Source organism: Nostoc sp. CHAB 5715, assembly GCF_020829685.1.
Taxonomy (GTDB): domain Bacteria; phylum Cyanobacteriota; class Cyanobacteriia; order Cyanobacteriales; family Nostocaceae; genus Nostoc.
Genome location: NZ_JAIVFR010000075.1, coordinates 1 through 12647 on the forward strand (window position 1 = coordinate 1; position 12647 = coordinate 12647).

15 protein-coding genes and 1 pseudogene are annotated in these 12647 nt (G+C 43.6%); 13 read left to right on the forward strand and 3 right to left on the reverse strand.

Translation table 11 applies throughout. From position 1 onward, the window contains the following. Nucleotides 1-221: 221 nt before the first annotated feature. The 5 genes from LC574_RS06385 to LC574_RS06405 all read left to right on the forward strand — a co-directional run bounded on the left by LC574_RS06385 (nucleotide 222) and on the right by LC574_RS06405 (nucleotide 2158). Nucleotides 222-533: a hypothetical protein gene (locus tag LC574_RS06385; protein ID WP_229452135.1), complete on the forward strand. Its 312-nt coding sequence runs from the start codon at nucleotides 222-224 to the stop codon at nucleotides 531-533. Nucleotides 534-638: 105 nt separating this feature from the next. Beyond that, a complete protein-coding gene (locus LC574_RS06390) occupies nucleotides 639-824 on the forward strand; it encodes a hypothetical protein (protein WP_229452136.1) in 186 nt (61 codons plus the stop codon). Between the two features lie 93 nt (nucleotides 825-917). Further along, complete coding sequence (locus LC574_RS06395) at nucleotides 918-1088, forward strand: hypothetical protein (protein WP_229452138.1); 171 nt, start codon at nucleotides 918-920, stop codon at nucleotides 1086-1088. 181 nt (nucleotides 1089-1269) lie between these two features. Next, nucleotides 1270-1950, forward strand: a complete 681-nt coding sequence (locus LC574_RS06400) for a hypothetical protein (RefSeq protein WP_229452140.1) — start codon at nucleotides 1270-1272, stop codon at nucleotides 1948-1950. Beyond that, nucleotides 1943-2158, forward strand: coding sequence for a hypothetical protein (locus LC574_RS06405; protein WP_229452141.1), 216 nt, complete (start codon nucleotides 1943-1945; stop codon nucleotides 2156-2158). The genes LC574_RS06400 and LC574_RS06405 overlap by 8 nt, the downstream gene beginning before the upstream one ends. Here LC574_RS06405 and LC574_RS06410 read toward each other — a convergent pair. Next, complete coding sequence (locus LC574_RS06410) at nucleotides 2123-2362, reverse strand: hypothetical protein (RefSeq protein WP_229452142.1); 240 nt, start codon at nucleotides 2360-2362, stop codon at nucleotides 2123-2125. The two genes, LC574_RS06405 and LC574_RS06410, sit on opposite strands and share 36 nt — an antisense overlap. A 161-nt stretch (nucleotides 2363-2523) precedes the next feature. Between LC574_RS06410 and LC574_RS06415 the strand changes: the two genes are divergently transcribed. From LC574_RS06415 to argJ, 4 genes are all read left to right on the forward strand, one after another. Beyond that, nucleotides 2524-2814 (forward strand): hypothetical protein, encoded by a 291-nt coding sequence (locus tag LC574_RS06415; protein WP_229452143.1) that lies wholly within the window; start codon nucleotides 2524-2526, stop codon nucleotides 2812-2814. Further along, the gene (locus LC574_RS06420; RefSeq protein WP_229452144.1) at nucleotides 2790-2933 is read left to right on the forward strand and encodes a hypothetical protein; all 144 of its coding nucleotides are present in this window, start codon (nucleotides 2790-2792) and stop codon (nucleotides 2931-2933) included. Before LC574_RS06415 ends, LC574_RS06420 begins: the two co-directional genes overlap by 25 nt. Before the next feature lie 45 nt (nucleotides 2934-2978). Next, nucleotides 2979-3911: a hypothetical protein gene (locus LC574_RS06425; RefSeq protein WP_229452146.1), complete on the forward strand. Its 933-nt coding sequence runs from the start codon at nucleotides 2979-2981 to the stop codon at nucleotides 3909-3911. 74 nt (nucleotides 3912-3985) lie between these two features. Further along, nucleotides 3986-5248, forward strand: a complete 1263-nt coding sequence (argJ, locus tag LC574_RS06430) for a bifunctional ornithine acetyltransferase/N-acetylglutamate synthase (protein ID WP_229452148.1) — start codon at nucleotides 3986-3988, stop codon at nucleotides 5246-5248. Between the two features lie 226 nt (nucleotides 5249-5474). Here argJ and LC574_RS06435 read toward each other — a convergent pair whose 3' ends face one another. Then, nucleotides 5475-5750: a hypothetical protein gene (locus LC574_RS06435; protein ID WP_229452149.1), complete on the reverse strand. Its 276-nt coding sequence runs from the start codon at nucleotides 5748-5750 to the stop codon at nucleotides 5475-5477. A 571-nt stretch (nucleotides 5751-6321) separates the two neighbouring features. On the opposite strand from LC574_RS06435, the gene LC574_RS06440 reads away from it, so the two are divergent. Both LC574_RS06440 and LC574_RS06445 read left to right on the forward strand, forming a co-directional pair. Next, on the forward strand, nucleotides 6322-7695 hold the full coding sequence (locus tag LC574_RS06440) for a CmpA/NrtA family ABC transporter substrate-binding protein (RefSeq protein WP_229452151.1): 1374 nt from the start codon (nucleotides 6322-6324) through the stop codon (nucleotides 7693-7695). A 216-nt stretch (nucleotides 7696-7911) separates the two neighbouring features. Then, nucleotides 7912-8281: pseudogene (locus LC574_RS06445) on the forward strand (nitrate ABC transporter, permease protein); the annotation flags it as partial. 1072 nt (nucleotides 8282-9353) lie between these two features. Here LC574_RS06445 and LC574_RS06450 read toward each other — a convergent pair. Next, entirely contained in the window at nucleotides 9354-11831 is a 2478-nt protein-coding gene (locus LC574_RS06450; RefSeq protein ID WP_229452156.1) for a glycoside hydrolase family 31 protein, read from the reverse strand. Nucleotides 11832-12069: 238 nt separating this feature from the next. Here LC574_RS06450 and LC574_RS06455 point away from each other — a divergent pair, with 238 nt between their 5' ends. Then, nucleotides 12070-12231, forward strand: a complete 162-nt coding sequence (locus LC574_RS06455; RefSeq protein ID WP_229452152.1) for a hypothetical protein — start codon at nucleotides 12070-12072, stop codon at nucleotides 12229-12231. A gap of 171 nt (nucleotides 12232-12402) precedes the next feature. After that, nucleotides 12403-12636, forward strand: a complete 234-nt coding sequence (locus tag LC574_RS06460) for a hypothetical protein (protein WP_229452154.1) — start codon at nucleotides 12403-12405, stop codon at nucleotides 12634-12636. Nucleotides 12637-12647 lie beyond the last annotated feature (11 nt).

The following is a 12647-nucleotide window of genomic DNA, read 5'->3' on the forward strand; positions in this document are numbered from 1 at the left end:
AGGTAACTATCAAAGACGTTGACGATGATGAATTTGCGTTCGCTTTTAGCGTTGGCGAAGCCATCGTTGATTTCATCAAATCTGAAAGCGACGGCGTGACCATCGTCATCGGTGAGAAGGAATACGAGGACGAGGAGGAATCTAATTGAAAAAGCGATCGCCTACCGTCCTCAGGAGCGATTGCCTACATAAGCGTATTGAATATTAAGGAAATTTTACCAATGTCAAAACCAATCGGACATTTTACTAGTTACACCATAAACGACGGCTCTTTAGTGGAATCCCTGCAAGAAGAGTACGGTAGTACCTTTGAGCGCATGACCAAGCACGAAAAGCTGTTTTTAATTTCTGCTATTGCAGCCCAGTTGTGTGACGGGTGTCCCGGCAGATGCCGTGATCAGATTTACGTAGTCGGACATCAGATTAATAGCTCGTTGCCAAAAAATGACAGAGAAGGATTGCTTGAAGCGCTGATTAATCAAGTTCGATGGGGTCGCAGTCTAACTGAAACGGAGGTATTGCATAATAAATAATCATTCTTGTGTAGAGATGTCCGAATTTATCAAGTAAACACACCAGCATTCAAAAGCTTGGCAATTCTTGCTGGTGTTTTTTTACACAATTAGGAATTTAGAATTATGACTTACCGCGACAGTCTCAAACCGTGGGCAATTTTTGAATATCTGCCCGATGGTGAAAGCGAATGCGTTTATCGATTTCGTACCCGCACTGAAGCGGATGCTTTTACAACTCTTCTTCGTCAGGGAGGTAGGAACTTTGAGGTAGTTTTCGACCAACCGAAACCCCAGAAAATCAAAGGATAGCTGATAGGAGTGCGATCGCGATCCATGAGGTAACGCGATCGCTGTGTCGATTCCAACATTCAAACCTGTACAAATCCAAAATATCACATAAGTATGAAAGTCAAAACCATCACTTATAAGCGGATTTTTAATCTGGGAAACTACGAATCCATACATCTAGAATGGACAGCCGAAATAAATGACGAAGATCCTCTTATTGCTGCTTCTGAATTGATGCAATTTGTAGAGACAAAGGTTAGGGAGCTTTCCAGAGCTAATACTTGATGCCAAAGACCTGAGAAAGGAAATCAAGGAACTTAAACAGGAACTTGAACAGCTAAAAGCCCAAAAAGATAAATTGACTCTTGTGGAGCCTGATTCGGATGATATCCCTTTTGATCCGCAACAGCCTCAGTCAAATGATGCTATTGAGGATGAGAACAAGTATTTTTAGGGAGCTTTGATTATGACCAAACACGACACTTGGGTAAAACTCAAACCCGGTAATCCTTACGAGCCAATCTTAGATTTATTTCCAGACGGCATGATACCCATGCGCGATCCATTCGCCCTGGAGCGAGTGACCACAGATAACGGTGATGTGCTTGCCCTGTGGATTGTTGATATGGAGCGCCTTAGCAGTTTTCAGTACCAAGCCTTATCCCAAATTATCGCAATTCACCGGAACACCGATCCGCTTGAAGTTGCAACCGAGGCAACCTTAAAAGGTGGCTTTGCCATCAATAGCGAGTGGGTTGAATCTATAAAATGTTGGGTCGAAGGATTCGAGCGTGGTAGAGAACTTGCTGATTTTTTAGAAACAGCACCGCCACAAGGAACTAGCGAAGGGAAGAGAGCATTTTGGGAATTTTACTCTCATCAGCATGAACGATGGATTGAGGGGAATCAGGAGCCGAGGCCAATTAATTCTATTGAAGATATTCATCCATCACTACGTACAGATGAACTCGAACGATTAATCAAAATGCATCAAGTCGAGAGCGCGATCGCTGCTGGTAATTACTCAGTATTGGACGTTTTAACTGGACAGGCAATGGTTGATGCTCTTAACATTATTGACCCAGAAAACACATATTCATTAGTTGGTGATGATGACGAATTTGAGGATGATGAAATTTATGAATAATTTAAACATCTCTCAACCAGATCCAGAATGGGACTATTACGAAGCCTGGCAATTATTGCACGATATCAAAAATAAAATTGATGCTGCATTAAAGGTTATCTCTGGTGAAGAACGTGCAGGCTATGCAAGCGATGAAAAGCTTAAGGAAATACTAGAGCCAGCTTTAGAACAACTAGAAAATGTTATCAAAAATAACTTTTCTATTTAGATGACTATTAGCAAACCCGCCTGATGAATCGCAAGAAAGTAATTGCGATCGCGCTACGGCGCGGGCTACCTGACACAGTAGCCGAAACGTTGGTAACAAGCCACCGTCGCGGGTTGTGTCCAAAGCACCCGCCCCACTGTTTCTAGGAAGTGGGGCGTTAGTAAGGAATCGCACACCTATATTTTGGGGTGTTGTATTCTTCAAGCGCACCTTTCCTAGAGCTACCGGGTCAAACCCAGCGTTAAGAGTGAATCGCGCCCCAAATTATGGTGGGGTGTTAGGGGATTCAAGCGTACAAACTGGGCTTTCAAATGATTCGTGGTAGGAACACGAATTTTAAATACCCCCAATTAGTAAACAGAACCATGACAATTGAATCGATTAGATCCTTGGGAATTGATGTTAGTAAGTCAAGCGTAACTTGTCATATTTTAACACAATATCCCGTAGGTGGCTTGAAGACCTATTGGCAAAAAAGCCGAACTAAAGCGTCGAGTTTATTCCCCGCTTTCTACTCTAGTCCCAAGCCAAAAAGCAAGCAAAAATCAGCTTTTGATTTTGCTGATTACGTAATAGAGAATAAACCTGATGTGGCGATTCTTGAGCCAACAGGGAATCATTACTCAAGGCTTTGGGCGAGAATCCTGAAAGCTTAGAAATTAAAATTCTTTGGGTTGGTCATATTGAGTTACGCCGCTACCGTGGCGGAAAAAACTTACCAAATAAATCTGATGCGGCTGATGCTTTAGCTATGGCTGCTTACGGTGTAGATTAAGAAAATTATCTAGAATCTGGTGAACTTAACCCACGTCAGTTTCTAATGCACCGTCCGCAGATCATTGATGAACTGCGCGAACTAGTTCAGCAACTCGAACACCTTAACCGCGTTCAGTCACCGATCGTTAACTACACTCGCCAAAACCTAGCTTGGCAGTTCCCAGAAAAAGCCCACAGTAAAACTGAAAGCACTAAGTTAGGCAATGTTCCGCCTCTATGGGGTTGGCTTTCAGAAAGAAAATTGGAGGTACACCCACCAAGTTACAAATCGATAGAAAGAATTTATCAACAATCGGCGGCGGTGCAATTTGGGCTAGAGATAGATCCAACTGTCCGGCTGCACGCTGGCTGGCTTTGCGACATCGACATCGAGGAGCAGCGACTAGAAATTAAACTCAAGTCGCTGGTCAATGATGAACAGTTCAAAGCCTATAACCAGATTTTCGACCAGTTTAATTTTGGGTTGAGAATTCGCGCTCGGCTGCTGAGTCGGATTTATCCGTTTGAAGCGTTTCTAAGCAATGGTAAACAGTTGATTGAGCGAGAGGTGAGGGAAGTTAAGAAAAAACAAGTCACCCGCGAAAATGGTAAATCTGTGGTGAAATTTCTACCTGGTGATGTTAAACGGGTTAAACGTAACCGTTCGCGTGATGCTTTTAAACTTAGGCTGGGTATGGGAACCGTTCTCGAACAGTCTGGAGATAAGTTAGTTGAGAAAGGAGCCGGCAGTGCGCTCTGTCGGATGAACTTCTGGCAGCACGTAATCACGAAAATTGAGGTTGATGGGCGGCTGCCGGATAATCCGATAGGTGAGGAAATTCAGAAATACAAGGAAACGCTCAAAAAGAATGTTGACGGTTCTGGCAAGCAACTACTCAACGGTAAGCACTTGCAAAATAAGCTGATGTCTAAGGTTGCAAATCTTTTGTTTCGGGAGTTATCAAGAGCGATCACGGTTAAGTTATCCACTGAGTAATTAAAATTTTCCCCTTAAAACTCTAAACTGTTGAAAGGTTGTTCAAATCCCTCAATAGTTTAGAGTGAAGAATAATGGCAGATTGGCAAAAAATTACAGGTGGCATCACAGCACCAAGGGGGTATCAAGCGGCGGGAATTACCGCAGGGTTGAAACCTTCGGGGTTGCCAGATTTAGCTTTGATATTCTCAGAGGTGGAAGCGATCGCAGCTGGTGTGTTCACCACTAGCCAAGTTAAAGCTGCCTGCGTAGAATATTGTCGCCAACGCTTACAAGCTAAACAGAGCGCTCGTGCCATCCTTTGCAACGCTGGACAAGCAAACGCCGCTACAGGAACTCAAGGCTACCTTGATACTTTAGAATCTGCTATGGCAGTAGGCCAAGCACTAAACATTCCATCTGAATCTGTGTTAGTGGCTTCCACTGGCGTGATTGGTCAAAGAATTAAGATGGATGCTTTGCGAAGTGGGATTCCCAAGGTAGTAGCAGCACTATCAGAAACAGGCTCAGATGCAGCAGCTGAGGCGATTATCACTACAGACTTGGTAACTAAATCTATTGCCCTAGAGACAACTATAAGCGATGCCTCCGGTGGGCTGCGCCAACGCCCAGTACGAATTGGCGGCATTGCCAAGGGTTCCGGTATGATTCACCCCAACATGGCAACCATGCTGGCATTTGTTACTTGTGATGCCGTGGTTTCGCCTCACCTTTGGCAACAGATGTTAGCAAGGGCAGCTGATAGAAGCTTTAATTCCATTACCGTGGATGGCGATACCAGCACCAACGACAGCTTAATCGCCTTGGCAAACGGTCAATCTCGTACCCCAGCAATTACAGAATGGGGCGCAGAAGCAGAGAAATTAGAGGCGATGTTAACAGCAGTTTGTCAGCATTTAGCTAAAGCGATCGCTCGTGATGGTGAAGGCGCAACCTGTCTAATTGAAGTCGAAGTAACAGGGGCCTATGATGAAATTTCAGCCCGACAAATAGCCAAAACCATCGCTGGTTCATCCTTAGTTAAATCTGCAATCTTTGGGCATGACCCTAACTGGGGACGCATCGCCGCCGCCGCTGGACGTGCAGGTGTTCCCTTTGACCAAGAAAACCTGCAAATTAAGCTAGGGGATTTCTCAATGTTGGAAAATGGGCAACCTCTACAATTTGAGCGTGCAGCAGCGAGTGCTTATTTGAAAAAAGCAGCCGCGGGTGCTTATCTCCAACAGGATACTGTATTAATCTCCGTTAACGTTGGCAATGGTCATGGTTCAGGTAAAGCTTGGGGTTGTGATTTGAGTTATGACTACGTGAGGATTAACGCCGAATACACTACCTGAACTACTCACGGCGTTGCAGAGAAAGCGGGATGATTTAGAGTGTTCCAAGAAATAAATGATCCAAAACCTGTCATTGCGAGCGCAACGAAGTGTAGCGTTCGCGGAGCGTCTCGTAGAGAAGCAATCGCAATATCTTGGGATTGCTTCATTCCGCTTTGCTCCATTCGCAATGACAATTTGGCACTTTTTTACTTGGACAGGACTTACGCAAAAATCGCCGAAAGGCTTAATTTATCGAACCGCCCTTCGGGTTCACCAGTCGCCTACGGCGGGAAACCCGCCTACAGCGCTGGTTCACCAAGACGCCAAGAACGCCAAGAATTCGTAGAGCGTGCGTAAGTCCTATTGGAGTACTCTTAGCAACTTCCAAAATTCTCCCCCCTGCTTGCCCCAATTCATCCCAATGTTCTGCAACGCCCAAATTTTTGACTGTCTCCAAAGAGCCGGAATACACTCGACCGATGCGATCGCTTACGGTGAAAGAAACAGCGCCATTGCTCATAGTTATTATAAATAAAAACTTATATATAGGATTCCTATTTGATTTTTGAATAAACACCGTACACCTCGAAAAGCCTGATTCCCTACTCCCTACTCCCTATTCCCTACTCCCCGCCTACGCAAATAATTTCAAAAATCAAAGCGGATTACTATATATGACAAATTCTACTAAAAATAAGTACAAGCAGAAAATCATAAAGTAAACATAATAGTCTTCATAAATAAGAGTTTATCTATTAAGAATTATTCATATAGTTAAGGAAAATAGATAAATTTTTCCTTATACATCCAATCTAATATTTGTTTAATAATTCCAGATCCCAAGTTAACAAATTTGGCTTTAAAGGCTGTAAACTGATTTCAACAAGGTGAATGATACCTCTGCATCACACTAGAGCAGAGCCAATATATTAGCCTGGCTATTTTATAGGTAGCCGTGTCATTGATGAAATGACGGCGATCGCTTTGCCAAATATAGCTTGGTTAATCATTAAATAGCGCAATAAACATAACGTTTTTTGCCTAAATTGTCACAGCTATAAAAAATAAAATTTACGTTCAAAGGAGATATTATGACAGAATTCTTTAATCAAATTTCTCGTCGCAAATTTATATTCACAGCCGGAGCATCTGCGGGTGCTGTACTTCTCAAAGGCTGTTTGGGCAATCCCCCTGAAAACCTGACTGGTGGAAGCACTCAAGCACAACCAATTGCTCAATCTGTTGTTAATATTAGTCCTGAACAAACACCAGAAACTACTACAGTCAAGTTGGGATATATCCCCATTGTAGAAGCGGCTCCTTTAATTATTGCTAAAGAAAAAGGCTTTTTTGCAAAATATGGGATGAGTAATGTTGACCTTTCCAAACAAGCTTCTTGGGGTGCAGCCAGAGATAACGTAGAAATTGGTTCTGCTGGTGGTGGGATAGATGGCGGTCAATGGCAGATGCCAATGCCACATTTAATTACAGAAGGTTTAATTACCAAAGGCAATCAAAAAATACCCATGTATGTATTATGTCAATTGATTACACATGGAAATGGAATTGCGATCGCCAGCAAGCACCAAGGCAAAGGTATTAGCTTACAACTCGCCAGCGCTAAGTCCCTATTCACAGAATTAAAATCTTCAACACCCTTCACAGCTGCATTTACCTTTCCCCACGTCAACCAAGATTTGTGGATTCGCTACTGGTTAGCAGCAGGCGGCTTAGATCCAGATGCAGATGTCAAGTTGCTCACAGTACCTGCGGCGCAAACTGTGGCCAACATGAAAACAGGAACAATGGATGCCTTTAGTACAGGCGACCCCTGGCCTTATCGCCTGGTTCAAGACAAAATCGGCTACGTAGCAGCATTAACCGCAGAAATTTGGAAAAATCATCCCGAAGAATATCTTGCCATCAGAGGCGATTGGGTTGATAAAAATCCCAAGGCTACCAAAGCAATTTTAAAAGGAATTATGGAAGCCCAACAGTGGTTAGATAATTTTGATAATCGTAAAGAAGCGGCTCAAATTCTGGCGGGACGAAATTATTTCAATCTTTCTTCACCAGAAATTCTGGCTGATCCATACCAAGGTAAATATGACATGGGTGATGGTCGCACAATTGATGATAAATCAATGGCATCTTACTACTGGAAAGATGAAAAAGGCAGTGTTTCTTATCCATACAAGAGTCACGATTTATGGTTCATAGTTGAAAACGTTCGCTGGGGATTCTTACCAAAAAATTACCTAGACAATAACGCTGCTAAGGCGAAAGAACTTATCAACAAAGTCAACCGTGAAGATATTTGGAAAGAAGCTGCCAAAGAAGCTGGCATTGCTACTGCTGATATTCCTACAAATACATCCCGTGGTGTAGAAGAGTTTTTTGATGGCATCAAATTTGACCCCGAAAAACCAGAAGAATATTTGAAGAGTCTCACAATCAAAAAGTAGAGACGTGTTTAGTCATTAGTCATTAGTCATTGGTCATTGGTCATTAGTCATTAGTCATTGGTCATTGGTAACTGACAAAGGACAAAGGACAAAGGACAAAGGACAAATGACAAAGGACAAAGGACAAATGACAAAGGACAAATGACAAAGCACAAATGACTAATGACAAATGACAAATGACAAATAACAAATAAAATTTGAGGAGAATACAGCATCATGACACTCGCCCAAAAACGCCCTGCAAACCCTAGATTTAGTAATAGCTTTATATCCAGTCTACAAAAGCAATTTCCTGACCTGATACCACCAGCGATCGCCATCGTCATCTTCCTCGTTATCTGGCAACTCTTCGCTTGGACTCCCGATGCCACATTACCAGGGCCAATACAGGTTATCCAAGACACTTGGGTTCTGATTTTCTGGCCATTTTATGACCGAGGCGGCATTGATAAAGGTCTGTTTTGGCAGATTCTCGCTAGTCTGCAACGGGTTGCTATCAGTTATACCCTGTTCTGACCGCGCCCACAGAATGCCCATACTTAGTAAGCTGAACAACACCGCCGTGTGTAAAGCCATTGATGTTGTATGAGGGGCAAGTCCGTAGAGAACTTTTACTTTGTAGGCATAGCCCATGAGCGCCTGAAAGGAAATCAAAGTAGCGATCAGAGCGATAATCTGAGCATACCAATAACTGCGATCGGTTTTTGGATGAATCAAAATCTGTAGGGCGACGCTAACCAGCATAAAGTTCAGTGCTGTGTTCACGCCCATTCGCCCTGGATGCGATGTCGCTATACTACTTGACAAATCACGAAACAGTAGCTCGTCAATGCCGAGATTCCAGCCAAATAGATATTCACAAAGTGTAAGCGCAGCTATTGTGGTGACAGCTATTGCACAGATTCTAGAAATTACAAGGGAACTATGGGGGGAATTTTCAATTGTTCTTCCCCCCCTCCCCCCCCGGTTACTGAGCGACTTGCCCTGACTTGTGCCGAGCGAAGTCGAGGTAGCGTAGTCGAAGGGAGTCGAAGTATGCTCCCTTGCTTTTGAAAATAGCCACAGCGACACACCACACAGCACAAAACACAGCGCTGTATTGACTTTCATTGTGGCAGGACTACCAGGGAAGCCGCGCTTGAGAACTTCAATGCCAAGATACCAACCAACTAGTACCAAGCTGCCAACAAAAACAGCGATCGCACTTGCGACTTTTGCCACAAGTGAATTTGTAGGCATTTTAAATATATTTTGCAACCGCAAGCGGTTAATATTTAACATTGGGTGTTTTCTAACCGCATCTATCTAGCGTACTAAACTTACGTATTTCTTACGGTTTAACTATTTCTACCCTTTGTATTGTATGTTCCCCCTTGACTTGCTTTTCATCTACCTCTATGCATATTTTTTCTCGCATAATTTACAGTTGGAAATAATGGTGGTTAAACTGGGGACTAGGGACTGAGAGTAAGGAAAAGTTTTCCAATGCCCAATACTTCGGCTTACTTCGACTACGCCCTTCGGCTACGCTCAGGACAAGCTCAGTACAAGTCGCGGTTCCTGAGCGTAGTCGTTCGCGCAGCGTCCCGCTCTTAAGGGCAGTACAAGTGCCCAATGCCCAATGCCCAATGCCCAATGCCCAATGCCCAATCCGTATTTTAAAATTGCAGAGTATGTCGCTTACCATCATCTTGGAAACGTTGCTCTCCAACACCAACAAGTTCTACAATCACTTCACGCGGTGGAGGTGTCCATTTCCCAACTCTTGCTCCAATTTCCACTACTGTTTGGTTTGTCTCTGTAAACACGCTTATATTTGTTAGTGAAAAATTCTTATCTAAATACTCCTTTGTCTGTCCATCATCTTCAAATAGCTGATATTGGTTATTACCAGACCAAATCCGTAATCGGATCTCATCAAGTGGCGCTTGATCAACGTATTGCCTAACAGGTTGCATGGGAACGATCGCACCACTACGGACATAGAGTGGCATTCTTTCAAGTGGTGCATAAGCAAGAATATGAATTGGGCCTTCGTAGCGATCGCCATTCCACCAATCATACCAAGTACCAAGAGGTAAATAGACAGATCGATGCTCAACTCCAGGGCGGTAAATTGGTGCAGCCATCAGCGATGCACCTAGCAATACTTGATCGTAGAGGCTATAGGTTTTCGGATCGTTAGGGAAATGGTACAATAATGGTCTTAAAATCGGTGCGCCTGTTGTAACCGCTTCCCAAAAAAGAGTATAGATATAGGGAAGTAGTTGGTAGCGTAGATTAATGTATTCTCGACAGATATTTTCAACGCGATCGCCAAATACCCAAGGTTCATGACGAGCAGTAGACATTGCCGAGTGACCGCGCATCAATGGGTAAAGCATTCCTACCTGCATCCACCGAGCGAATAATTCAGCTGTAGCGTTACCAGCAAACCCGCCAATATCGCAACCTACAAATCCCACACCCGAAAGTCCCATATTGCAAAGCATCGGCAGAGACATTTCTAAATGCTCCCACAACGATTGGTTATCCCCCATCCACACAGAAGACCAGCGTTGCACACCAGCATAACCCGATCGCGTTAACACAAACGATCGCTCTGAACTTCGATGCCGTTGCAACCCTTCATAGCAAGCTTTAGCCATCATCAACCCATACAAGTTATGCACTTCCGTATGAGTCACATCAATTTTAGATTTTGAATTTTGGACTTCGACTTCGCTCAGTCGAACGATTTTGGATTGAAAATTCTCCTCCTCTCCCCCATCTCCCTCATCTCCCCCATCTCCCTCATCTCCCCCTGCTCCCCCATCTCCCCCATCTCCCCCTGCTTCCCTTCCCCCCTGCGGTGCATCTAGGGGAAACCAAATCTTTTCACCATCATCGCCGAAAGGGCGATCGTTTATGGCAGGTTCATTCATATCATTCCAAATTCCTGCCACACCAACATCAGTTAAGCTTTTGTGTAAATCAGCCCACCAGTTAGACACATCAGCACGCAAAAAATCAGGAAAAACAGCTTTCTCAGGCCAAACATAGCCGTGGAACAACGCACCATCAGCTTTCCGCACAAAATAGTTGTTTTCTAATCCTTGGTCAAAAACATGATAATTAGCTTCTGGTTCATACTTCACACCAGGGTCAATGATTGTAACTGTTTTGAAACCATCCTGTGCTAAATCACTAATGAGTTTTGCCGGGTTGGGGAAGCGTTGAGGACTCCAAGTAAATACCCGATAACCCCGCATATAGTCAATATCCAAGTGAATAACATCACAGGGAATGCGACGCTGACGAAATTCTTGCGCCAGTTCCCGTACAACGGTTTCTGAATCGTAACTCCAGCGACATTGATGATAACCTAGCGCCCATTTCGGCGGTAATGGCATTCTTCCAGTTAACTGAGTGTAAGTCTCCAGAATTTTGGCAGGTTCGGGGCCATAGATAATGTAATAATCCAATTCACCGCCACGAGTTTCCATCTTCCAAATACCTGGTTGTTCAGCACCGATATCGAACTGACTCCAAAAAGTAGTGTTGAAAAAGATGCCATAGCCTAACTCTGGGCGTAAAGCCATAAAAAATGGAATTGCTTGGTACATTTCATCAGTCAGTGCATCATAATCTAAGGCATCCGTTGTCCAGTTGGTTTTTACTTCGCTGAGTTTATCCAGAAAGCCTGTGCGTTCACCAAAACCATAGAAACGTTCATCGGCTGCAATTTCTTTCCATCCTGCAACTGCACCCATCCGCCAACCTATACCCATCTCTGCATCTTGGGCAAACGGGCGATTATCTTTGTCAAAACAAGCAATGCGGCACTTTTCTCGCTGGATGCACACGCGAATCTGTGCTGTTTCAATTTCTACCGTTGCTTCATTTTCTTGCACCGTAAAAGGTGTTATTGCCCATTCTGGATCATCTAGTGTTACTGCCCAAGAACGGCGGGGCATAAATTCTCCAGTTGGTGCAAAACGCACGCGGATTAAATTGGATGCAAGGACGCTGATAGTAAGGCGTGAGTCGCCACAGTCAAAATTAATAATATTATTGTCGCAGGTTACAGCTTTTATATTGCTAAGAGTTGTCCAAGGTTGGTTAGTAGTGGGTAGTTTTCCGAAATATTGCGGCATATCAGTTATTGAGCAGGTAAACATTTGTCCGCATTCATGATTACAGAGATATTCACCATCAAACTCTTTCTTTCGCTAGAGGTTGGGTTAAAGATTAGAAGATATTTTTTGACATAGAGTGATTTTCATAATGCACAAGCTTGTGTCTTTACCACACTAAAGACAGAATTTTATTAATTCATAGCGAATTAAATTTGCCAATACCCTGCAATGTTAATGCATCCGCCGCATTGTTAATGTGTCGGCTTACAATGCCAATGTGTCGGCTTACAATGCCAATGCATCGGCTTACAATGCCAATGTATTGGCTTACAATGCCAATGCATCGGCTTACAATGCCAATGTGTCGGCTTACAATGCCAATGTATTGGCCGCATTGTTAATGCATAGGTATCTATAGGACTATGATTTGATTTCTGAAAAAGCTCGCCCTCAACTCGAAAAGCGTGATTCCGTATTCCCTACTCCCTACTCCCCACTCCCCACCTACGTAGATAATTTCAGAATCACAATACCATCGACTTTACCCATTTTGCATTGATTGCGGTCAACTAATTGGTTCTCATCGAATGTGCTGAGTTATCGTTACTACGAACTAGAGCAAATGCACGGTAAAGAGGGCGCAAAAATTGTTGCTCAAAGTCATACAACAGCAATTAATACTATAGAGGCGATCGCTACCCAAGAAAACATTAACTGCGACTTTGAGCGACTTGACGGCTATCTTTTTCCTCCAGACCTGAAATCAACAGACGAGATTCAGCACGAGTTAGAAGCAGCACACCGGGTTGGACTCACTAATTAGTTGACCGCAAT